The 21,343-nt window shown below is 57.8% G+C and carries 20 protein-coding genes; 9 read left to right on the top strand and 11 right to left on the bottom strand.

Annotation, left to right across the window (positions count from 1 at the left end):
• Positions 1-79: 79 nt before the first annotated feature.
• The 6 genes from EGT36_RS28770 to EGT36_RS28745 all read right to left on the bottom strand — a co-directional run bounded on the left by EGT36_RS28770 (position 80) and on the right by EGT36_RS28745 (position 7,504).
• The gene (locus EGT36_RS28770; protein ID WP_050746598.1) at positions 80-1,069 is read right to left on the bottom strand and encodes an ABC transporter permease; all 990 of its coding nucleotides are present in this window, start codon (positions 1,067-1,069) and stop codon (positions 80-82) included.
• Positions 1,066-2,565: a sugar ABC transporter ATP-binding protein gene (locus EGT36_RS28765; RefSeq protein ID WP_125271670.1), complete on the bottom strand. Its 1,500-nt coding sequence runs from the start codon at positions 2,563-2,565 to the stop codon at positions 1,066-1,068. Before EGT36_RS28765 ends, EGT36_RS28770 begins: the two co-directional genes overlap by 4 nt.
• Positions 2,562-3,689 carry an ABC transporter permease gene (locus EGT36_RS28760; protein ID WP_172965748.1) on the bottom strand — a complete coding sequence of 376 codons (1,128 nt, stop codon included), beginning with the start codon at positions 3,687-3,689 and terminating at the stop codon, positions 2,562-2,564. Before EGT36_RS28760 ends, EGT36_RS28765 begins: the two co-directional genes overlap by 4 nt.
• Before the next feature lie 68 nt (positions 3,690-3,757).
• Positions 3,758-4,762 (bottom strand): sugar ABC transporter substrate-binding protein, encoded by a 1,005-nt coding sequence (locus tag EGT36_RS28755; RefSeq protein ID WP_125271668.1) that lies wholly within the window; start codon positions 4,760-4,762, stop codon positions 3,758-3,760.
• Between the two features lie 82 nt (positions 4,763-4,844).
• Positions 4,845-5,891: a Gfo/Idh/MocA family protein gene (locus tag EGT36_RS28750; RefSeq protein ID WP_077548959.1), complete on the bottom strand. Its 1,047-nt coding sequence runs from the start codon at positions 5,889-5,891 to the stop codon at positions 4,845-4,847.
• Positions 5,888-7,504 (bottom strand): D-apionate lactonase family protein, encoded by a 1,617-nt coding sequence (locus EGT36_RS28745; protein WP_125271667.1) that lies wholly within the window; start codon positions 7,502-7,504, stop codon positions 5,888-5,890. The genes EGT36_RS28750 and EGT36_RS28745 overlap by 4 nt, the downstream gene beginning before the upstream one ends.
• Before the next feature lie 243 nt (positions 7,505-7,747).
• Between EGT36_RS28745 and EGT36_RS28740 the strand changes: the two genes are divergently transcribed.
• The 6 genes from EGT36_RS28740 (at position 7,748) to tnpC (ending at position 13,912) form a co-directional block, all read left to right on the top strand.
• Positions 7,748-9,001, top strand: a complete 1,254-nt coding sequence (locus tag EGT36_RS28740) for a ribulose-bisphosphate carboxylase large subunit family protein (RefSeq protein ID WP_125271666.1) — start codon at positions 7,748-7,750, stop codon at positions 8,999-9,001.
• Positions 8,998-10,383 (top strand): four-carbon acid sugar kinase family protein, encoded by a 1,386-nt coding sequence (locus tag EGT36_RS28735; RefSeq protein ID WP_125271665.1) that lies wholly within the window; start codon positions 8,998-9,000, stop codon positions 10,381-10,383. Before EGT36_RS28740 ends, EGT36_RS28735 begins: the two co-directional genes overlap by 4 nt.
• Positions 10,384-10,482: 99 nt before the next feature.
• A complete protein-coding gene (gene nanR, locus EGT36_RS28730; protein ID WP_125271664.1) occupies positions 10,483-11,181 on the top strand; it encodes a transcriptional regulator NanR in 699 nt (232 codons plus the stop codon).
• A gap of 353 nt (positions 11,182-11,534) precedes the next feature.
• Entirely contained in the window at positions 11,535-11,993 is a 459-nt protein-coding gene (gene tnpA, locus EGT36_RS28725; protein WP_125271663.1) for an IS66-like element accessory protein TnpA, read from the top strand.
• A 26-nt stretch (positions 11,994-12,019) separates the two neighbouring features.
• On the top strand, positions 12,020-12,343 hold the full coding sequence (tnpB, locus tag EGT36_RS28720; protein WP_380689341.1) for an IS66 family insertion sequence element accessory protein TnpB: 324 nt from the start codon (positions 12,020-12,022) through the stop codon (positions 12,341-12,343).
• 48 nt (positions 12,344-12,391) lie between these two features.
• The gene (tnpC, locus tag EGT36_RS28715; RefSeq protein WP_125271661.1) at positions 12,392-13,912 is read left to right on the top strand and encodes an IS66 family transposase; all 1,521 of its coding nucleotides are present in this window, start codon (positions 12,392-12,394) and stop codon (positions 13,910-13,912) included.
• Here tnpC and EGT36_RS28710 read toward each other — a convergent pair.
• The 5 genes from EGT36_RS28710 to cyoA form a co-directional block, all read right to left on the bottom strand.
• Positions 13,893-14,255, bottom strand: a complete 363-nt coding sequence (locus EGT36_RS28710) for a hypothetical protein (protein WP_003501174.1) — start codon at positions 14,253-14,255, stop codon at positions 13,893-13,895. The genes tnpC and EGT36_RS28710 overlap by 20 nt on opposite strands.
• A 177-nt stretch (positions 14,256-14,432) precedes the next feature.
• Complete coding sequence (cyoD, locus tag EGT36_RS28705) at positions 14,433-14,819, bottom strand: cytochrome o ubiquinol oxidase subunit IV (protein WP_035228678.1); 387 nt, start codon at positions 14,817-14,819, stop codon at positions 14,433-14,435.
• Positions 14,816-15,436, bottom strand: a complete 621-nt coding sequence (gene cyoC / locus EGT36_RS28700; protein WP_003501178.1) for a cytochrome o ubiquinol oxidase subunit III — start codon at positions 15,434-15,436, stop codon at positions 14,816-14,818. Before cyoC ends, cyoD begins: the two co-directional genes overlap by 4 nt.
• Position 15,437: 1 nt before the next feature.
• Positions 15,438-17,438 carry a cytochrome o ubiquinol oxidase subunit I gene (cyoB, locus tag EGT36_RS28695; RefSeq protein ID WP_003501180.1) on the bottom strand — a complete coding sequence of 667 codons (2,001 nt, stop codon included), beginning with the start codon at positions 17,436-17,438 and terminating at the stop codon, positions 15,438-15,440.
• 17 nt (positions 17,439-17,455) lie between these two features.
• A complete protein-coding gene (gene cyoA / locus EGT36_RS28690; RefSeq protein WP_107341912.1) occupies positions 17,456-18,574 on the bottom strand; it encodes a ubiquinol oxidase subunit II in 1,119 nt (372 codons plus the stop codon).
• Between the two features lie 840 nt (positions 18,575-19,414).
• On the opposite strand from cyoA, the gene EGT36_RS28685 reads away from it, so the two are divergent.
• The 3 genes from EGT36_RS28685 (at position 19,415) to EGT36_RS28675 (ending at position 21,211) form a co-directional block, all read left to right on the top strand.
• On the top strand, positions 19,415-20,116 hold the full coding sequence (locus EGT36_RS28685) for a L,D-transpeptidase (protein ID WP_003501186.1): 702 nt from the start codon (positions 19,415-19,417) through the stop codon (positions 20,114-20,116).
• A complete protein-coding gene (lspA, locus tag EGT36_RS28680) occupies positions 20,113-20,625 on the top strand; it encodes a signal peptidase II (protein WP_003501188.1) in 513 nt (170 codons plus the stop codon). Before EGT36_RS28685 ends, lspA begins: the two co-directional genes overlap by 4 nt.
• A gap of 169 nt (positions 20,626-20,794) precedes the next feature.
• On the top strand, positions 20,795-21,211 hold the full coding sequence (locus EGT36_RS28675) for a MerR family transcriptional regulator (protein ID WP_003501190.1): 417 nt from the start codon (positions 20,795-20,797) through the stop codon (positions 21,209-21,211).
• Positions 21,212-21,343 lie beyond the last annotated feature (132 nt).

The following is a 21,343-nucleotide window of genomic DNA, read 5'->3' as shown; positions in this document are numbered from 1 at the left end:
GGCAGTTGACCCGGTATTACTTCTGTTCTTGGCTGACGTGCCGCTACGGCGGTTCGATGTGTTCCATGTCAGGTTCACCTCATGACGATCTAAGGGGGCGAATTGTCCGCGCGAGTTTGTCGCGCAGCCGCCGGCCCCGTATTCCGTCGGCGACCATGGCTGCGAAAATCACCGTTCCCAGTATAATCGGCTGCATGTAAAGGTTGACCCCGGTGAAGACGAGGCCGAGTTTGGCGGTCTGGATCAGCGTTGCCCCAGCAACAGCACCGAGCGCAGTGCCGACACCCCCGAAAAGGCTCGCTCCACCCAAAACCGCTGCTGCAATGACATCGAACTCACGGCCCTGCCCAAACCCCACATCGAGGCGGCCGATCTGCGAGATCATCACAAAGCCTGAGATCGCAGCGCAAACCGCGGAAATCATGTAGGCCCTGGCTTCAATCCGCCCGACCGCCAAACCAGCCTTGCGCGCCGCTTCTCGATCATTGCCAAAGGCGTAAATCTGACGGCCGGCGCCAGTGTGACGCAACACGATGTGAATGATCACAGCGGTGACGACGAAGACGAGGATAGGCGTGGGGATCCCCAACACGTTCGACAATCCGAACGTCCGCATGCGCTCAGGAAAATCGAACTGGGTCGAACTGGTGAGCCAGGTCCCGAATCCTCGAAAGACAAAGAGGCTCGCAAGGGTGACGATGAAGGGTACGACTCGAAGCACGACAATGAAGAAGGCATTGAGACCGCCAAGCCCCGCGCCGACGACCATGGCCACGACGAAACCAGCCTCAACCGGCAGCCCGAAGGATCGCATCGCCATGCCGGCGATCAGCGGTGCGAGGAACATCACAGACCCGACCGAAAGATCGATGCCTCCCGTGATCAATACGACCGTCATGCCAAGTGCCGCGATGCCGATGAAGGATGATTGCTTGATGATGTTGGCCAGGCTCTCAGGCTGCAGGAATTGTGGGGCCTGAACTCCAAACCACAAAAGGATCAACACAAAGAAAACCGCCGTCGAATGGCTGAGCGTGAAGCCGACCAGTCCTTTCATGATCCGCTTCATTCTGCGATCTCCCCAAATGCCAGTGCGAGGATGCGCTCGCGATCGAAATCCTGGCGCAGAACCTGTCCTTTGATTTCTCCGCGGTTCATCACGACAATCCGATCGGCCATTCCCATCAATTCCTCAAGCTCCGAGGAAATCATCATTATGCCGCCCCCGCGAGCGGCGATCTCATCGATCAGGCTGTAGATTTCGTATTTGGCGCCAACATCAACACCCCGTGTGGGCTCATCGAGGATGAATAGATCGGGATCGCGCAGTTGCCACTTGCCGATCACGACCTTTTGCTGATTGCCACCGGAAAGAGCCTTGGCGGGCTGGCTGTGGATGTCGTTGGCCTTGATGTTGAGCTCTTCGCGCATTCGTTCAGTTCGCTCCGCAACGCGATCGCGGTCGATCAGTGCAAAAGGTCCTCGGCCAAAAGCGGCCAGTGAGGCAAGAGTCAAGTTATCGGCAACGCTTGAATCCATCATGAGCCCTTCTTCACGCCGATTCTCGGTCACAAACGCCATTCCGGCCTCGATGCGGGCTCGAACCGGCCCCTCCAGCGGTCGCCCCTTGAGGCTGATTGTGCCTTTTGCGCATTTGTCGAGACCAAAGAGAATCCGCGCCAGCTCTGATCGACCAGCACCCATCAGTCCAAAGAGACCGACGATTTCCCCTTCATGCACGGCAAGGTCGACATCCTCGATTACGCCTGGCTGAGTGAGTCCACGCGCCTCCAACACTGTTGCCCCTTGCGGCTGATTGCTGCGCGGCGGGAACATCCCGCCCATGTCGCGACCAATCATACTCCGGATCATCAGCGGGATCGGAAACTCGGCAATCGTTCCCCTTGAGACGACTTCGCCGTCGCGCAACACGACGATGTCATCACAAAGCCGCTGTACATCCGACAATATGTGCGAGATGTAGATGATCGTGCAGCCTTGGCCTTTCAGAGCCTCGATCGTCGCAAACAGCCTCTCGCTTTCACGCGGCGTCAGCGACGTCGTGGGTTCATCAAAGATCAGGAGGCTCGCCTCGTTGTGAAGCGCCCGGGCGATCTCCACCAGTTGTCGCTCGCCCGGTGACAGTCGGCCAACTTCGACAGAAGGGTCGAAATCCAAAGAGAGGCGAGAGAGGACTTGCCGACTTCGCTCGTTGATCCGCTTCCAGTCAATGAGGCCCATACGCCTCGGAAAGCCATCAATGTAGAGGTTTTCCGCCACCGAAAGATTGGTGAAGAGGTTGAGCTCCTGGTGAATGAAGGCAATGCCGATGCGCGTTGCGTCAGCGGCTCCTGCCGGTTCATAGGGCAGACCGCGCCACATCATATGACCTGAGGTCGGTTTTACGACACCCCCGATCATGTTCATAAGCGTCGATTTGCCCGCGCCGTTCTGGCCGATGATGCCGAGCACTGAGCCTTCGCGGACACTAAAGCTGACATCGCGGTTGGCCGGGATCCCGAACCAGGATTTTGACAGGCCTTGGAGAGACAGAAGGTCCGTCATCGTACCCGCTCCCGCTTCAGCCGTGTGCGCAAAACATCGAGCAAGGCCGCACATAGGATGATACCGCCTTTGACCATGTCGATCTGGAAGGCCGAAAGGTTCATCGCCGAGAGCGAACTTGCCATGATGACGTAGAACATGACGCCAAAGAAGGTCCAGATGACCTTTGCCTTGCCACCGAACAGGCTTGTTCCGCCAATCACGGCAGCGCCAATGACATCCAGAAGGAAGGTGCCGCCACCTAGCGTCGGTCGCCCGGCTTCAAGGCGGGCGGCAAACAACAGCCCGCCGATCATCGCGCAAACCGCCGAGATTACGAACACAGCAATGATGATGCGCCTGACGCGCACACCGGAAATTTCGGCAGCCTTGCGGTTCATCCCGATGGCCAGCACCTGGCTGCCAAACACCGTCCGATTAAGGAGTACGTGCGCCGCCAGTGCGACGCACAGGGCGATGACCATGGGATAGGTGACAAGAGAATAGATGGCGCGTCGGGCTATCTTGGCCTCTTCCTTGGCACCGAAATAGACAGAGACGATATCGCCACGGCCCAGACGAATGAAATCGTCAGGCAGGTTTGCCACATTACCCGATTGCGTGAGCCAGAGTGCAAAGGCCGAGAAGATCATCATCGCGACCAGCGTCACGATGAAGGCCGGCATCGCAAACATGGCAACCGCCATGCCATTGATAAGGCCGATGATCACGGCAGCGACGAGCATGGCGGCGATTGCCAGGACCACGCCGTGGTCCACTCCTGCGAGCGGCCCTCCGGCGTCTGTGAGCAGCCACCCCCAGATGGGCGTGTTGGCAAAGGTTGCCGGATCTGCAGCTCCCGTGATCAGCACCGCGCCAAGGACCGATGTCAACGCGATGGCTGCCCCTTGGCTGAGATCAATACCTCCGATCGCAAGCACAAAGGTCTGGCCAATCGCAACGATGAGCAGCGGCCACATATTGGACAGGACATTCACCAAATTCGCCGGTGTGACCAGCATCGGCAAAAATGGCGCCAAGAGCAGCACGTAGAAAACAGAGAGATACAGAACGAACTGGTCGGAGAGCAGCAGGTCAACCGCCTTGTCCTTCAGTTCTCTTCTCGGCACCGGTGATGAAGACATAGTGTACCTTTTCGCCATCGGACCCGGCCGGGCATCGCCAGCTGGGTCCCATGTCGTTTGTCAGCAGATCAATTGTCGAGGAAGCCTTCTGCAAGCAACTTGCAGCCCCACATATCCATCTCGCGTTCAGCGAGATTGGCAGACGTCAAGGCAAAGCCCGGGTCGGCGATCACTTCGTTCGGATCTGTCTCGCCGGCCTCAATCGCTTTAACGATGGCATTCACCGAAGCCTCGGCTTCGAAATAAAGATCCTGGACCCCGGTTGCGTCGACATAGCCTTCCTTGATGAGCTTGCAGGCCGTGGCATCACCATCCAGACCGGCAAGCGGGATATGGCCTTCTTCGCCAGTCTTCTTCCACATGCCGCGCGGCTCCAGTACCGATCGGATGGTGGGGAAAAGGAAATCAGACGAGGTGAACATTGCGTCGATCTTCGGCTTGGCCGTGACCGCGGCCTCCAGATTGGCAAGGGCAGTCGCCGCGTCCCAGTCGGAGGCGACTTCCGTTACATCAAACCGGTCCGGGAATTTGGCAACTGCTGCCTCAAAGCCCTTCTTGCGCTGGATGGCGTTGGTATCGCCCAGGTCACCGACGATCACCACTGCATGAAGCTTTGCATCCGCCGGCGCTGCAGCAATTGCCTGCTCCAGCACAAAGGCTGCAGCCGTTTCGGCAATGGCAGCATTGTCGGCGACAACGATTACGCCATTGTCATTGTTGGCTGGCGGCCGATTGAATACGACGATGGGCACGTCATTCGACGCCGCCTCCTTGACGATGGTCACAGCACTCTCACCGTCCTGCGGAATGAGGATGATGCCGTCGACGCCTTGAGCAACACAGTCACGTACCTGCTCCAGCTGTCGGTTGACATCTTCGTTTGCATTGCGCTCGATGACGCTGTGGCCCATCTCAGTGAGGGTCTCAACGATGGCCTTGTGACTTGCCACCCAGAACTCCGTTTCCAGATCCTGGAACGCAAAGCAGATATTGGCCGCACTGGCTGTAGAGCCGAAACCGGCGGTCGAGGCCGCAAGAGCAAGACCGAAGGTGATCTGTCTGAGATGTTTCATGTATTCTCCTCCAATAGATTCTGTGGATTGGGCCGAGATGGCCCCTGCGGAGGGTGGCCCTTTGCTCCATCCGCATGGCTGATCAGGCTGACGGCGGTTCCTCCCCGCTGGCAGCGAGCTTCACTTGCCGCCCACCGTTTCTGGCGGACTGCACGGCCGCGAAAGTGAGCCTCAGAGTTTCCAGATTGTCGGCGCCGGAAGGTTGTGGCTTCGCGCGTCCGGCCAGCACGTCAAGGACATGTTGTTGAAACGCGATGACGGAGTCCTGTACGAGGTTCCAGGGCCGCGCACCCCACGATGGGACCGGCGGCTCCACCACCTCCTCCAGGCATTCGCCCTGGCGATGCACCCACAAGCGGTAGCCATCGCCAAGCTCGATGGAGCCTTCGTCGCCCTCGACCAGCGCAAGTGTCTGTACGAACCTGTCGGGTGCATAATGGCTGAAGAAGCTGCATTCAACACTGGCAACAGCCCCGTTTGCATGCCGCATCTGTGCCAGGAAGGCGTCCTGGCCCGTGACATTTGGATTGAGGCGCTGGGTCTCGCAGCTGATGCGGATCACCTCACCAAATAGTCGACGTGCAACGTCGAAGAGATGCAGCCCGACATCCGACAGCGCCAGATCCTCAACCTGCGCCAGATACGGCTGGTTGGCATAAATATCAAAGGCATGGCGGAAATTCAGCCGCAGGAACTGCGGCTGGCCGATGGCACCACTGTCGATGAGCTCCCCGATGCGACGGATTGGTGCCTGCCAGCGGAAATTCTCATGGATGAGCAACTCCACGCCTGCATGTTTGCATGCGTCGACCATGGCATCCGCATCGATCAGGTTTTCTGCGAACGGCTTCTGGCAGATAACGGCGCAGCCATGGCCGGCTGCCAGCTCAACCAGGCTCCGATGAGAGCTCACCGTCGTGGCGATATCGGCAAAGTCGGGGCGGACCTCCTTGAGCATCTGAGCCGCGTCGCCATATGCCCTGGCACCAAACTCCTCTGAGAACGCCGCAGCCTTGGCGGGATCCAGATCACACACAGCGACAATCGTGACGTCCGGAAGGTCGCGCCAGGCCAACATATGGTTGCGTGCGAAGAACCCACAGCCGATGAGAACACCGCGGCGCGTCATTGACTATCGTCCGCAGTAGCGTCTTCAACAAAATGGTAGATGAGACTGAGATCGCCTTTTGCCTCAGCAGTGACACTATACCCGCCCCGCCTGGTCATGACGCTCCATTTGTCGGGCTCGACGATGACATCCGCCGTGGCCGCCGCGGTTTGCTGAGCGAATTGTAAGAAGCTGGCAAGCGGCCCGGCCGCTGCGAGCGGCCCCGAAGTCATTGCCAGCGCAATGCTTGCACAACCTGCCTTCGCGGCGAGCGCGAGGACTGCAGCCGCATAGGCCGCCGCATAGTCTGTCTTCTGCCGCGGATCCTCATTGGTCATCGTCATGTACCGGCCTTGGGGATTGGCCGCTAGTCCATCGCCATAAGGATTGGAACGCATGCCGATGGAGAAGAGCCCCAGATGAAGCGGCTTGGCCGGCAAGAGCGCTGCCGCCGAGGCGAAAATGTCGGGCAAGGCCTCCAGGGTCTGGGTGATGGAGCGACCATCAGCTGCGTGAACAATGGCGCTATTGCCGAAGGTGATGAAGTCCGCATCACTGGCAGGCGGGCAGCGATTGGCTTCCGTGAAATGGGTAAGGCTCCCACCGCCCAAGGCAATCCCTGGCAGGAGCCTGCGCAGGACGGGCAAAGCGTCGGATGGTCTCGGCCCCTCAGGCCATGGCCCCTCGGGTTGATAGCTCTTCAGGTAGGGCCGCGGCAGTGCCGTCAGCCGATCAAGTTTGGGATAGTGTTCCACTAGGCGCAAGACGGTCGCCTGCAGGTCGGAAACCGCATCAAAAACCACTTCGACGCCGCCGACTGGCGTGCCTTCTATACCGGCGAAATCATCTTCCGTGGTCTCGGGGAAGACCCGCAACAGAAGCGGCGCAGCCTTGATGACCGGTAGCGATCCTGCATCATGCGCCAATAGCACTTGCGGCAGCCGAACGCGCTCAGCCTCGGCGCGCGGAAAGGCTTTCACCTTGGCAACCTCGCCGGAAATGCGGATGACGATGGATTGGTCGACAGATTGGCCGCGCTCAAGCACGAATGGACGCGGCAGCGCCAGTGGCCGGCAATAGGTCTTGAAGGATGCGTCTGACCAATTGCGCTGATCCTCCATTTCGAACACGTCGCCTTCGAACCGGATATCCACGGACAGAGAGCCGAGGGCGTGCTCCATTCCGGCGATGTTCATCGCAGGCTGAGCCGGGGCGATTTTGAGTGGGAAAGCGGCCTGAGTTGATCCACCGCCCGGATGACGAAGGGTGAGGCAGCTTCCCGCCACTCCCTTGATCGGATGCAGAAGCGTAAAACCAGCGCGGTTAAGCAAGACCGCCTCATGCGCCTTCAATGAAAAATGTGCCCGCAGCTCGCGTTCGTCGGTCATTTCGACGCTGAAACTCCCCTCCACGGGTGCGTCCTTGCCCCTGAACCGGCGTCGATAAGAATGACCGATCGCCTCCTCCAGCACCGTCTCGATTTCAACCACACCCCAGTTTTCATCACGCAGGGGCGCATTCAAGCCACGCAGGATTTCGGCGCCATCAAAAGTAAGGCAGCGTAGTTCGCCGGCGACAGCGGCGGCTTGCAGCTTCCCACATCTGAGGACGACAGAGCCCACGGCGTCAGCCACCGCTTTTCCACCCTCATCCATGTCGGATCCCGCTGTCGCCCTCGTCTGCACTGGCACCCTCCCCGGCCTCTCCACCTCATATACTCATCATATCAGTTCTTCGTCAACACCTTAGGCGGCCCCCGCTGCAGATTGGTTGGACACCGCTAAGTGTGGCTTCTCCAGCCTTTCTACAGGCGACCCGCTTGATGGGCATGAATGACTGGTATAATGAGTTAACAGACCCGACAATTGGAGGACATGATGCTCGAGCGCATCGAAGCCGACTACCTGATCGAGACCCCCGGGGATCCCGAGAAGGCAGCAGACGTGATGGCAGGCGAACAATCTTCAGGCACCTTCGCCCCCATTCCTGGGGAAACGGTGGAACTGAAGGCACGCTCGGCAGCGCGCGTCGAGGCGTTGGAGCTCCTGGAAGAAGTCGCGTCACCCAGCCTTCCGGGATCAATTGCAGCGCCTGGCTCGGCATGCCGTCGCGCCCGCGTCACCCTGTCTTGGCCGCTCGACAACATCGGCACTGATCTTATCGGCCTAATGGCCACCGTCTCCGGTAATCTCTTCGAACTAAAACAATTCTCAGGCCTGCGGATCCTCGACATCCGGCTGCCGGAGGCTTTCGCCGCCGCCTATGACGGGCCCAAATTTGGCATTTCCGGCACGCGCAGCTTAGCCGGCGTGGATGCAGGGCCGCTGATCGGCACGATCATCAAGCCAAGCGTGGGGCTGTCAGCTGCCGAAACGGCGGCGGCCGTGGCGGAGCTCTTGGAAGCGGGGATCGACTTCATCAAGGACGACGAATTACAGGCGGACGGATGGTACTGCCCCTTTGATGAGCGGGTCAAAGCGGTAATGCAGGTCATCCGATCCCATTCGCAAGGAACCGGCCGCAAGGCGATGTTCGCCTTCAATGTGACTGGCGAGGTTGATCAGATGCGGCGCCGGCACGATCTCGTTCTCGCCGAGGGTGGAACCTGCGTCATGGCAAGCCTGAATTCGGTGGGCCTATCGGGGCTGCTGGGGTTGACGCGTCACAGCCAGTTGCCGATCCACGGCCATCGTAACGGTTGGGGCTATCTCAGCCGCGCGCCGATGCTGGGTTGGTCTTATATCGCCTGGCAGAAGTTTTGGAGGCTGGCGGGTGTTGACCACATGCATTGCAATGGCCTCAGCAACAAGTTTGCCGAACCCGATGAAAGCGTCATTGCATCAGCGCGTGAATGCCTGACGCCGATGTTCGACAGCAAACCATGTATGGCAATGCCGGTATTTTCCTCCGGCCAGACGGTCCACCAGGCACAAGACACGTATCAAGCTCTTGGCAGCGCCGACCTGATCCATGCAGCAGGCGGAGGCATCATGGCTCATCCAGGCGGCCCTGCCGCAGGGGTCGCAGGACTACGGCAGGCTTGGGACGCTGCGATGGCGGGCATCCCGGCCGGTGACTACGCCCTTGGCCATCCCGAATTGGCCGCTGCCTTGAAGGCATTCCAGAAATGACGCAGGTCGAGCAATTCCCGCCGGGTCCGCTGATTGCCTGGTATGGTGATGATTATACGGGCGCGGCTGCGGTGATGGAAGTCCTGAGTTTTGCCGGCTTGCCTTCCATCCTTTTTCTCGATCCGCCTACCCCCGAGCAGCTCGCCCGCTTTGGACAGATGCGTGGGATCGGCATCGCAGGCACTGCCCGCTCTGAAAACCCCCAATGGATGCAGGCAGAGCTCCCCCGCATGTTTGCTGCTTTGCGCAAGACAGGCGCGCCGCTTCTGCACTACAAGATCTGCTCGACCCTCGATTCAGCACCGGACATCGGCTCAATCGGCGCTGCCATGGAGATTGCCGTCGCCACATTGGGGACAAGGCTGATGCCAGTTTACCCTGCGGCAATCCCCCTAAAACGCTATCAGGCCTTCGGCTCTCTCTTTGCCGCGGCCCCTGATGGCGTGTTTCGGCTGGATCGCCACCCTGTCATGGCGCGCCACCCAGTGACGCCAATGGACGAGGCTGATGTTGTACAACACCTTGCCCGGCAGACCCGGCTGCCGATCGAAACGCTAAGGCTAGATCAACTGCACCAGGGACAGGCAGATGCGGTTCTTGCCGCCGCCGAACGCGAGGGAGGGGCCGGCATTGCTTTGGACAGCGTTTCTGAAGCCGATCAACGCGAAATCGGGCGCATCCTTTGGCAGCGACGCAACACTGATATGATGTGCTTTGGCTCGCAAGGGATCGAGTATGCGCTTATTGCACATTGGCGCGCTGCAGGCATGATACCCCCGGTTGCTCCGCGGCCGTCGGCCGGAGACTTGGGTCCGATTGCGGTCGTTTCAGCTTCCGTGTCGCCAGTGACGGCGCAGCAGATCGCCAATGCAGCCGCAAGCGGATTTCGCTTGATCGAAGGCGATCCACGTCATCTTGCGAGCGACAATGCATCCGCTGCGGAAGAGACGGTTGTAACCGAGATGCTGGAAGCGCTTTCGCGTGGGCAGGATGTGCTGCTTGCAACAGCGCGAGGACCGGATGATCCGGCCGTAGAGCGGTTCCGCACCTGGCTCGCTGACAACGCCACGGCTGCAGCCGGCGCAAATCGCAACATTGGCAAGGCTCTCGGCCGGATCCTCCACAGGGTCGTGACCCGGAGCGGCTTGCGAAGGGCAGTGATCTCGGGCGGCGATACGTCTGGCCATGCAGCACGGGAACTGGGAGTGACGGCGCTTCAAGCACTCGCGCCGACCGTGCCCGGCGCCTCCATCAGCGTGGCCCGCTCCGAGGATCCGCAAATCGACGGATTGCAGCTCGCTCTCAAAGGCGGGCAGATGGGTACAGTCGATTTTTTCAGCTGGGTCAGAGCCGGCGGTGGCGTGGATGGCAAGCTGAGATAAGGCGTCGACGCGCAGCCCGGAAATTTGATAATCACATACCTTCTGGGTCACGGGTGATGATGACCCGATCATGCCGCTGATCCGCCGCCCGGAGCCGTAATGGAACCCATTCAGAAAAAGAAACTGTATCAGTCCGTACTGGATCGCCTCATCGAGACGATAGCCTCGAAGGAGTTCCCGCCAGGATCACAGCTCCCCTCTGAGCGAGAGTTGATGGCGATGATCGGCGTGGGACGGCCCTCCATCCGCGAGGCGATGCTCACGCTACAGCAGATGGGGTTGATCCGCATTTCGCATGGTGAGCGTGCCCGTGTCGTCAAGCCAACGCCCGAGGCGATCATCGATCAGATCTCTGCCGCCATGATCATGCTCCTGGCCGACAACCCAAAAGGTCTTGAAGATCTCAAGTCAGCGCGAATCATGATCGAGGTGGGACTTGCGCGAATGGCCGCAACCAGCGCGACAGCCAACGACATCCGATTCCTTGATGAGTGCATAAAGGAGATGCAAGCGCGGCAGGGTGATTCTGCCGTTTTCGTGGCAGCCGACATGCGCTTCCACGAGATCCTCGCCGGCATCAGCGGCAATTCCCTTATAGCTGCCGCGGTGTCGGGCATGCTTGTCTGGCTGACCCGATTCAAGCAGGATATGGTGGTTGTTAAAGGCGCGGAACAAGTAACGATTGAAGAGCACAAGCTCATTCTGAATGCTATCCGCAACAATGATGCCGAGGCAGCAGGAGCTGCGATGCAACGTCACCTCTCGCGTGCAAATGCTCTCTACTCCAACTACACGTGATTTAGAGCCCAGCGGTCATTGCGCGCGTGCCGCGAGTGGCTCATGAGATTCGCGTTGCCGGCATCGTGCTCTTGAACCGACTCGAACCATCGACCCGTCTTTGTTGGCAACCTAAAGTCCGGCCGTTGAACGCCTCCACACCAGCCATGCTTCTCGCCCACGAGCGGATAACTCTTTGGAGTTATGGCAGCGGTTGACAGCTTTACTCATTGTTTCAGGTTCGCCCCGTCCCGGTAGCCCCTCTGCATATTGCGTGGCCTTAGCTCGAAAGTAAGCGCGACGAACACCCCACCTTTTAACGGCGCGATTTGGGCTTGAGATTCTGCTCGTTGATTTGGAAGGACGATTTTTCAATGGACGAGCGGAACGATGGTGCCAGGCTTGAAGCCATGTTTGATGCCAGGCACGAAGGGCAGTATCGGCGGGTCGAGGTGATTACGGGACCTGTTCGCCGGCGGAATTGGACGGATGAAGAGAAAGCGCGGATGCTTGCCGAGAGCGCTGAGCCGGATGCGAACATCTCGGCCATTGCGCGTCGGTTTGGCGTCAATCGCGGACTTTTGAACACATGGCGGCGGGCGGCAGGGCAGATTGGTCCGGCTTCAGCCGTTGCCGCGGTGGAACAACCCGCTTTCGTGCCGATCATGATCGCCGATCCTCAAAATGAACGGCACGCTGATGAAGCAGATGCCAGCGAGGGCACCGCCGGCCGGATCGAGATCGAACTCGGCGGCGGGCGGATGATCGTTACAGGCAATGTTGCTCCCGACCTGGCGCATGCGGTGGTGACAGCGCTACGGGGTAGACGGTGATCGGTCCTGCGAGGGGGCTGAGGATCATGGTGGCAACCCAGCCGGTCGATTTCCGGCGCGGGATGAACGGCCTGATCGCATTGGTGGCGTCTGCCCTTTCGGCCGATCCCTATTGCGGCGACATTTTTGTTTTCCGGGCCAAGCGGCGCGACCGGTTGCGCTGCATTTATTGGGACGGGTCAGGGATGATCCTTTCGACAAAATGGCTGGAAAGCGGGACGTTCACTTTCCCGCCCGTCAAGGATGGCGTTCTTCACATGACCCCCGAGGAGTTCGGCCTGCTTGTTGCGGGTCTGGACTGGACGCAGGTCCAGCAAAAGCCCGTGAAGCGCCCGACGAAAGTCGCTTGATCCCATTGTATTTGCTTGCAGATTCATGCCGGTGTGGTAGTTTTCGGCATGTCTCTTCGCCACGATCAGCTCCCGCAGGATGTCGAGCAACTGAGCCGGATGGTCCTCGATCTGAGGGCAGAGGTTGCCTATCTGAAGCGGCTCATCCACGGCGCAAGATCAGAGGGGCTTTCGACAATCGACCCCGCACAGACCAGTCTCGATCTCGGTGATCTTTCGGCTGTTCCGGTCGCCGCCAACGACGATCAGCCTGACGGTTCCCGGCACAAGGCTCGTGGCCGACAATCCGCAGCCCGCAATATCGGCTTTCTTCCCAAGCACCTGCCGCGCTACGACGTCATTATCGAGCCGGAAAGCCGCGCGTGCGCCTGCTGCTCCGGCACGCTCCATCACATTGGAGAGACGACGAGCGAGGCACTCGATGTCGTTCCGCCCATTTTGCGCGTCAAACGAACCATTCGCCCTCGCTATGCCTGCCGGGCATGCGAGAATGGCGTCGTCCAGGCTCCCGCGCCGGCGCGCTTCATGGATGGCGGCATGGCGACGACAGCATTGGCGGCCCATATCGTCGTTTCCAAATTCGCGTGGCACCTTCCGCTCTACCGGCAGACCCAGATCTTCGCGGGCCATGGGATAGCCCTCGATCGTGGAACGCTTGGCGCCTGGGTCACGCGCGTCGCCTGGTGGCTCAAACCACTCTACGACAGGCTGCTGACCTTCATCCGCTCCCAGCCAAGGGTTTTTTCCGACGAGACCCGATTGCCGCGGCTCGATCCGGGGCGAAAGCGAACGAAAGTCTGCCAGCTCTGGGCACAGGCCGTGGATGATCGCCCCTGGAAAGGACCAGCTCCGCCCGCGGTCGGCTATATCTTCTCCGAGAGCCGCAGCGCCCGTGAGGCCGAGCGCCAATTGGTATCCTTCAACGGCGTGCTTCAGGTGGACGGATATACCGCCTACAAGACGCTTGCCAGACATCGCGGCAAAAGCAATTCCAAACCCTTGAGGCTGGCATTCTGCATGGCTCATGCCCGGCGTAAATTCGTCGACGTGGTCAAGCTGACCGGATCGCCGGAAGCGCTCGAGATTGTATCGATCCTCGCCGGCGTCTACCAGATCGAACAGGAGATCAGAGGGCAAAGCGCCGAGGATCGTCACAATACCCGCCAGCTCCGCTCAGCTCCCCTCATGCGCCAGTTGAAGGCGCGCCTGCTCGACCTGAAGGACGACATCTCAACGCAGTCCGCCCTCTCCAAGGCCATCAATTACGCGCTCACCCATTGGACGGGCCTGAACGCTTTCCTCGACGATGGAACGATAGAGATCGACTCCAACATCATCGAGCGTTCGATGAAGTCCGTTGCCCTGACGAGAAAGAACTCGATGTTCGTCGGCAATATCCAGGGCGGCGAGACCTTCGCGATCCTGGCCTCGTTGATCAACTCGGCCAAATTGAATGGGCTGGATCCATACACCTGGCTTGCCGATGTTCTCGAACGGATCGTATCTGGCCGCACGACGATCAACCAGCTCGATACGCTGCTGCCCTGGATCACAATACTGCAAGCATGAACGTCGCCAGCACCAGCCCCCCAAGAAAGGCCGCAACCATCGTGGTCGTCCGCGCGTTCGGGCGTTCCGGTATCGTTGTCCGCGATGAGTTCTCGTCGGGTGACTGACCAGCGTTGGTAGTCCCGGCTAACGGCTCCTGATGCAGTGCCTGGCCTTCTGGAGATGATGAATCCATCTCCTCCAGTGCTCTGTCCAGCATTACGCAGGTGATCGTCGTTTCATCGAATTTCACTTCGAACTCGAGTTTCCGACTGCTTTCAATTTTATCGAGAGCTTTGACAGCAGCGGCCTGCTCGCTATCAGCTTCAACGAGTGATCGATGGGTGACAAGAAAAAATGGCATTCGCTCGCCAACAACTCTCGAGGTGAAAGAGAGCCGGAGACAGTCAGATCGCGCCCGGAGGCTTCCCCATGACTGCATCCAGACTTGTGATTTGGTCCGTGTGTTCGGTATGGACCAACGGTTTACCGAACACACGAATGAGCAATTAGCTTGATAAACTGGATGAAGTCAGCGCTCTTACGGCATATTTTTCATCATCTCCGGTGACATGGGCATCATGTTGGTGTTGAGGTGATACATAACCCAGATTGATCCGACGAGCACGATGACAAGGATCACGATCGTAAAAATCAGTGCCATCATGGTCCACCCTCCTTCAGAGCGGCTGTTCATGTGCAGGAAGTAGGTCATGTGGACAAGCATCTGGATGCCGCCAAGGATCATGATCGCCGCGATCGTTATCATCTTGCACTCGATGACGTCGCCCATCACAAGCCAGAACGGGATGGCCGTCAGAATAAGCGACAGGATGAATCCCGTCATGTAGCTCTTGAGAGAACTACGCCCCGAGCGGTGACCGGAATGCCCTCCGTGTGCTCCATTATGAGAAGAATTCGACGTCATGCGACAACTCCCATAAGATAGACCACTGAGAAGACACCGATCCAGATGAGGTCGAGGAAGTGCCAGAACATTGACAGGCACATCAGTCGTCGATGGTTCTCCGGAGTGAGGCCAAACTTCGACACCTGTATCATAAGCACCACAAGCCAGATGACCCCAAACATGACATGGAGGCCATGCGTGCCGACGAGGGCGAAGAATGACGACAGGAAGGCGGACCGCTGGGGACCAGCACCCTCCGCGATCAGATGATAGAATTCGTATGCCTCCAGCCCCAGGAATGCGAGGCCGAGCAGGCCTGTGACACCAAGCCAGAAGATCGTCGCACCCTTTGCATTGCTCTCGGCACGGATCATCGCAACACCATAGGTAATCGATGACACCAGCAGGATTACCGTCGCAACCCCGATCAACCTGAGATCGAAAAGATCGCCAGGTGCAGGACCGGCCGCGTAATTACGACCGAGCACCGCATAGGTGGCGAAGAGAGCCGCGAAAATAAGCAGGTCACTCATCAGATAGAGCCAGAAGCCCAGGTTCGTGCTTCCTTCAGGATGATGTTCCTCATCGAGATGGAATTTCTTGTCAGCCCGGGGGGCGTGAATCGGGTTTGCCATGTCAGTTCCCCTGGGCGAGCAGCTTCGAACGTGCGTCTTCGACCTCGGCAACTGTTGCTGCCGGGATATAAAAGTCGCGGTTGTAGTTGAAGGTGTGGGCGATCGAGATGATAATGATCGCTGCGAATGATACGATGGCGAGCCACCAGATGTACCAGATGAGCGCAAAGGCGAGCGCGATGCTGATACCGGAAAGGATGACACCGGCACCAGTATTTCTGGGCATGTGAATCGCCTTGTATCCGGCCAGTGGTCTCGCGTATCCACATTCCTTCATGTCGTGCCATGCGTCCATCTCATGGACCACTGGAGTGAAAGCGAAGTTGTATTCTGGCGGCGGCGAGGAAGTAGCCCATTCCAGGGTTCGGCCACCCCATGGATCGCCCGTCGTGCAGCGGAGCTGGTCGCGTCTCCTCACGCTGACGACCATCTGGATAATGAAGAACAGGATACCGAGTGCAATCAGGCCCGCCCCGAATGCGGCGATGATGAACCAGATCTGTAACGAGGGATCATCAAACTGCGAAACTCTGCGCGTCACGCCCATTAGTCCGAGCACATAGAGCGGCATGAAGGCGACGAAGAAACCGATCTGCCAGAACCAGAAGCTCATCTTGCCCCAGAACGGATCGAGCTTGAAACCGAAGGCCTTCGGCCACCAATAGGTTACTCCTGCCATCAGGCCGAACAGCACGCCGCCGATGATGACGTTGTGGAAGTGGGCAATCAGGAAGAGCGAATTGTGCAGCACAAAGTCAGCAGGAGGTATAGCCAGCATGACGCCTGTCATACCGCCGATGACGAATGTCACCATAAAGCCGATCAACCAGTACATCGGCAGTTCGTAACGGATCCTTCCCTTGTACATCGTGAACAGCCAGTTGAACATCTTCGCACCCGTCGGGATCGAAATGATCATCGTTGCTATTCCAAAGAAGGCGTTGACGGACGCACCTGCTCCCATCGTGAAGAAATGATGCAGCCAGACCACATAAGAAAGAAGCATGATCGTACATGTCGCGTAGACCATCGACGCGTAGCCGAACAGCCGCTTGCCCGAGAACGTAGATGCAACTTCCGAAAAGATGCCAAAAGCCGGGAGGATCAGGATGTAAACTTCCGGATGACCCCACATCCAGATCAGGTTCACGTACATCATCGGGTTACCGCCGAGATCGTTCGTGAAGAAGTTGGTGTCCAGATAGCGGTCTGCGGTCAGCAGCGCAAGCGTTGCCGTCAATATCGGGAATGTCGCCACGATCAGGATGTTGGTGCAAAGCGAGGTCCAGGTGAAAACAGGCATTTTCATCAGAGACATCCCCGGTGCGCGCATCTTGACGATGGTCGCAACGAGGTTGATGCCCGACAGCGTTGTTCCGATGCCGGCTACCTGCAAACCCCAGATGTAGTAGTCCACACCGACGCCAGGGCTGTAATCGGCACCCGACAACGGCGGATAGGCCAACCAGCCGGTCTTTGCGAATTCTCCTACGAATAGCGAGATCATGATGATGATCGCACCCGCCGTCGTCATCCAGAATGAGAAATTGTTCAGGAACGGAAATGACACATCGCGAGCACCGATCTGGAGCGGCACAATGTAGTTCATGAACCCTGTTATGAACGGCATGGCGACAAAAAAGATCATGATCACGCCGTGGGCGGTGAATATCTGATCATAGTGGTCGGCGTTCAGGTATCCCTCGTTGCCGTTGAAGGCGATGGCCTGCTGAATACGCATCATGATCGCGTCGGCGAAGCCGCGCAGAAGCATGACGAGCGCCAGAACGATGTACATGATGCCGATCTTTTTGTGATCGACAGATGTGAACCATTCCCTCCAGAGATAACCCCACAGTTTGTATTTCGTAATCAATCCCACGATGGCCAGGCCACCGATAACCACGGCAACAAACGTGCTGCGGATGATTGGATCGTAAGGGATCGCTTCCCAGGTGAGCCGCCCGAAGACGAGTTGAGCGAGTGTTAGATTTTCGAACATCTTATCTGTCGAATCCTTCAGGGTTTTGCGGGCACTTCAGCGTCGAGCCGGTCGGGTGCCTGCCCGCTCTCATCGCTTTCGGGTGTGGTGGGATGCTGCATGTTCTTCATGCTATGGTTCATCGGCATCGACGGCTGGCTCACCTTGCTATCGATGACGTTCGCGGGGCTCTCGCCGCGGGTCGGGGTGCCTGTGACAGGGGCGGGTGCGACATCGTTGTCTTCGGCTGCGCCGGTCGTCCGGCGGTTGTCGTATTCCAGGCGCGCCCGGTTTTCCCGGCTCTCCACACCTGCCCCGCCCATCTTGTCGATGTGCATCATCTCATCCATGCACATCTGGCCTTCACGGGCGCACATGTTGAGCACCGAGCGGTAGAGACCTTCCTGCACCGTGGAGTAATAACGTACAGGTTCGGCCGTGCTCGGTTTCTCAAGCTTCAAGTAACTGTCCCGGTTGAGTGCCGTGCCGGTCCGTTTGACACGCGCGACCCATTGATCGAAATCACCCTGGTTCAATCCAAGGAACTTGAACCGCATCTGAGAGAAGCCGTCTCCACTATAGTTGGCAGAAAGACCATCGTAGGTGCCGGTCTCGTTGATGACGGCATGGAGTTTCGTCTGCATTCCGGGCATGGCATAGATCATCCCGGCGAGCGCCGGCACATAGAATGCATTCATGACCGATGATGCAGTTAGCTTGAAGTTGATCGGTACATCTACGGGCGCAGCAAGCTCATTAACCGTAGCAATTCCGTACTCCGGATAGAAGAACAGCCATTTCCAATCGAGTGCGACCACTTCTACGGTGATCGGCCTGATGTCGGGTGTAACAGGACGATTTGCATCGATCCTGTCGAGTGGGCGATATGGGTCAAGTCTGTGAGTGCTGATCCACGTGATAGTTCCCAGCGCAATGATGATGGCAAGCGGCGCTGACCAGATCACCATCTCGAGTTTTACGGAGTGATGCCACTCCGGGTCATATTTCGCCTTCTTGTTGGAATGGCGGTAATGCCAGGCAAAATAGAAGGTGAGAAACAGGACCGGTACGATGATGAGGAGCATCAGCACGGTTGCGATGACGATGAGATCCGCCTGCTGACGTGCAATATCGCCGGATGGCGACATTACGACCATCTTGCATCCACCGAGCGGGAGCAAAAAGGTGCCAACAGCGAGGAGAAAGAGCTTTTTTGACAAAGACACCTTCGACTCCCGATGTAAGGGATTATGAGTTCAGGATGGAATCCGGCTGCTCTTGAGAAGTCCCGATACGTAGCTCACACGCTCCGCCAGATATCGGCGAAGAATGGCTTGGGCGTAAGAGATCCATGGTCGAACTGATTCAGTAAGACGTACGTGCGCAGTGCCGAACAGATTGCCTTAGCTCAGGTATTTTGGCGGGCGCGAGATCAGATAGATCTGGCTTTCACGAAGGAGGTCCGCGGATACGGAATATCGCAGTCCTTCCGAGAATCTAAAATCATACAGCTCTGCTTGTAGAGACCGCTGCTCGCAGCGGACGTGATGGTCGGCCTCAGACAAGAGGAGTTTCCTGTTATCCACCGGTGAACCTCGTTCCTGCACGAAGGTAGCGACACCGGGCGGAACAAATGTGCGATTTTCCAACGGAGTCGAGCAGAGGCTTCCGGAGATGATCTGAATGAAGATCATCGTCAGGACAGCCACGGTCTTCCAACTGGTTAAAACGCTGCGGATCATTCGTTCCAGACAAGCAAAATGACATAAATCAACAGATGACTAGCAAAGGTCGAACTGAAACAAAAGCTGCGAATCTGGGACTGCGCCAATTTGTCCCTGATGATAAGGCGCACTCCATCACGAGCCTTACACAATTAGTTGAGACCCGACCTTAGCTGTCAGCAAGCGCTTGAACCTCAAGCTACTAGAGATCGTAGAATTGTACGGAATCAGTAATGTGGAGGATTCAAACGTGTCCTTCAAATGGGGATATGCATGCTCAAACCGCGTCTGATGAAACGTCGGTCACTCGTCGCTCTATCTGGTGGTGCATTGGCATCAGCCGTCTTTGGAAGCCCGGTTTCTACAGCGGCGGCTGTCGTCAGGCCCGCCAGTCAAATGGAACCGAGCGAACGTGAGCTTGAGGCCCGCTACGCTGCAAGGAGCGACGGCGGCTACCGGTTACCTAGAGTTCCCTTTCGAAAGATCGACCCGAGATACTATCGGCAGCGCGTTGAAAACCTCACCGGCGAGCCTGCGGGCGTTGTTTTCGTCGATGTTCGCAGCAGGTTCCTCTATCTCACTGAAGATGCTGGCACGGCAATGAGATACGGTATCGGTATCGGGCGCGTGGGCTTCACCTGGTCGGGTGAAGGAATAATCCAGTGGCGGCAGAAATGGCCCCGGTGGACACCGCCTCCGGAGATGATAGCGAGACAACCAGAGCTACAGAAATATTCATATGCGAACGGCGGCCAGGCACCCGGCCCCAATAATCCGCTTGGTGCTTGTGCTCTTTACATCTTCCAGCATGGCAAGGACACGCTTTACCGGCTTCACGGCACCACGGACTGGCGTTCAATCGGCCACGCCGTTTCGTCAGGCTGCGTTCGCCTCATCAATCAGGATGTGATGGAGCTTTATGAAACCGTCCCGTCAAAGGCCCGGATTGTCGTCATGCAACAGGGAATCCGATGAAGGCATCATTAAACAAGATCACAGCCAGAGCCGCTCTCGTCCTTCTCTGGGTTGCCGCGCTATGCTTGATCGATCTTACCACGAAGTATCTGGTTGTAACCGAATTGATGGATCCACCGAGAGTAATCCCGGTAACCCCATTCTTCAACCTGGTGCTTGCCTATAACCCGGGTGTCAGCTTCGGCCTTTTCTCCGACACGATGGGATCGGCTCCACGACTGTTCGCGCTGCTTCAGGGCGTAATCGTGATCGCGCTGGTGATCTGGGCGGTAATGGCAAAGACTGCTGCAGAGAGGGTTTCGATCACGGCGATTGCAGGAGGCGCGAGCGGCAATGTCATCGATCGCTTCTGGAACCTGAGCGTCACGGACTATCTGGATTTCCACGCCTTCGGTTGGTCATGGCCAGCCTTCAATCTGGCAGACGTATTCATCGTCTGTGGGGCCTTCCTTCTTGTCGCGATCTCGTTGCGTCCGGACCGACATGCGATTTCGTTGGCGAAGACATGATTGTCAGGCGTAGCGACACGATCGCAGTGGAACTTGATCTCAACAACTCAATCCTCATATCAAAATTCTGTGCTGGATACCCCCATCACGTCTCGATGGCGTCAGTTTCTTTTCAAACTCGAACAAACCGCAGTGGTTCGACGCTGCATGTCATGACTGGAGTATTCATATGCTGACAATCGGTGATCTATCGAAGACGACTGGGGTAAAGGTTCCGACGATCAGATATTACGAGCAGATGGGGCTTCTCTCGCATACGGAACGCTCGGAAGGAAATCAGCGACGCTATTCGAAGACGGAAGGTGAGCGGCTGTCCTTCATAAAGCACGCACGCGAGCTTGGACTGACGATCGAGGCCATCCGCGAACTCATCGATCTTAGTCAGCATCCGGAGAAACCTTGCGAGGAAGCTGACGGTATTGCCGCCAAGCAACTCGTAACCGTCCGTGAGAAGATCCAGCGCCTAAAAAAATTGGAAGCAGAACTGGAGCGGATCTCAACGCACTGCAATTCCAACCAGGTACGCGACTGCTACGTAATTCGGGCTCTTGCCAACCACTGTCTTTGCTCGACGGAACACGACTGACAGGTTGCTCGTTTCGCGCTACGTTTCGTTCATCTCGTCTGCAATCTGGGTAACTCATGACCCTTTCAACCACCGCCTACATTAGGGCTTTCCGTTGAGATGAGGCCGCTGCCGCCGGAAAGCGCTCCTATT

The sequence above is a fragment of the Agrobacterium sp. FDAARGOS_525 genome, from assembly GCF_003938925.1.
GTDB lineage: Bacteria > Pseudomonadota > Alphaproteobacteria > Rhizobiales > Rhizobiaceae > Agrobacterium > Agrobacterium pusense.
This window is presented reverse-complemented; position numbering and strand designations above follow the sequence as displayed.

Excerpts from the sequence above, each read along its gene's own strand:
- EGT36_RS28755 (WP_125271668.1), bottom strand. The coding sequence starts at position 4,762 with ATGAAACATCTCAGACAGATCACCTTCGGTCTTGCTCTTGCGGCCTCG.
- EGT36_RS28675 (WP_003501190.1), top strand. The coding sequence starts at position 20,795 with ATGCTGACAATCGGTGATCTATCGAAGACGACTGGGGTAAAGGTTCCG.
- EGT36_RS28685 (WP_003501186.1), top strand. The coding sequence starts at position 19,415 with ATGCTCAAACCGCGTCTGATGAAACGTCGGTCACTCGTCGCTCTATCT.
- cyoB (WP_003501180.1), bottom strand. The coding sequence starts at position 17,438 with ATGTTCGAAAATCTAACACTCGCTCAACTCGTCTTCGGGCGGCTCACC.
- EGT36_RS28710 (WP_003501174.1), bottom strand. The coding sequence starts at position 14,255 with ATGCCATTTTTTCTTGTCACCCATCGATCACTCGTTGAAGCTGATAGC.
- cyoA (WP_107341912.1), bottom strand. The coding sequence starts at position 18,574 with ATGGTCGTAATGTCGCCATCCGGCGATATTGCACGTCAGCAGGCGGAT.
- tnpA (WP_125271663.1), top strand. The coding sequence starts at position 11,535 with ATGGACGAGCGGAACGATGGTGCCAGGCTTGAAGCCATGTTTGATGCC.
- tnpB (WP_380689341.1), top strand. The coding sequence starts at position 12,020 with ATGGTGGCAACCCAGCCGGTCGATTTCCGGCGCGGGATGAACGGCCTG.
- EGT36_RS28760 (WP_172965748.1), bottom strand. The coding sequence starts at position 3,689 with ATGTCTTCATCACCGGTGCCGAGAAGAGAACTGAAGGACAAGGCGGTT.
- EGT36_RS28765 (WP_125271670.1), bottom strand. The coding sequence starts at position 2,565 with ATGACGGACCTTCTGTCTCTCCAAGGCCTGTCAAAATCCTGGTTCGGG.
- lspA (WP_003501188.1), top strand. The coding sequence starts at position 20,113 with ATGAAGGCATCATTAAACAAGATCACAGCCAGAGCCGCTCTCGTCCTT.
- nanR (WP_125271664.1), top strand. The coding sequence starts at position 10,483 with ATGGAACCCATTCAGAAAAAGAAACTGTATCAGTCCGTACTGGATCGC.
- cyoD (WP_035228678.1), bottom strand. The coding sequence starts at position 14,819 with ATGACGTCGAATTCTTCTCATAATGGAGCACACGGAGGGCATTCCGGT.
- EGT36_RS28750 (WP_077548959.1), bottom strand. The coding sequence starts at position 5,891 with ATGACGCGCCGCGGTGTTCTCATCGGCTGTGGGTTCTTCGCACGCAAC.
- tnpC (WP_125271661.1), top strand. The coding sequence starts at position 12,392 with ATGTCTCTTCGCCACGATCAGCTCCCGCAGGATGTCGAGCAACTGAGC.
- EGT36_RS28740 (WP_125271666.1), top strand. The coding sequence starts at position 7,748 with ATGCTCGAGCGCATCGAAGCCGACTACCTGATCGAGACCCCCGGGGAT.
- EGT36_RS28770 (WP_050746598.1), bottom strand. The coding sequence starts at position 1,069 with ATGAAGCGGATCATGAAAGGACTGGTCGGCTTCACGCTCAGCCATTCG.
- cyoC (WP_003501178.1), bottom strand. The coding sequence starts at position 15,436 with ATGGCAAACCCGATTCACGCCCCCCGGGCTGACAAGAAATTCCATCTC.
- EGT36_RS28735 (WP_125271665.1), top strand. The coding sequence starts at position 8,998 with ATGACGCAGGTCGAGCAATTCCCGCCGGGTCCGCTGATTGCCTGGTAT.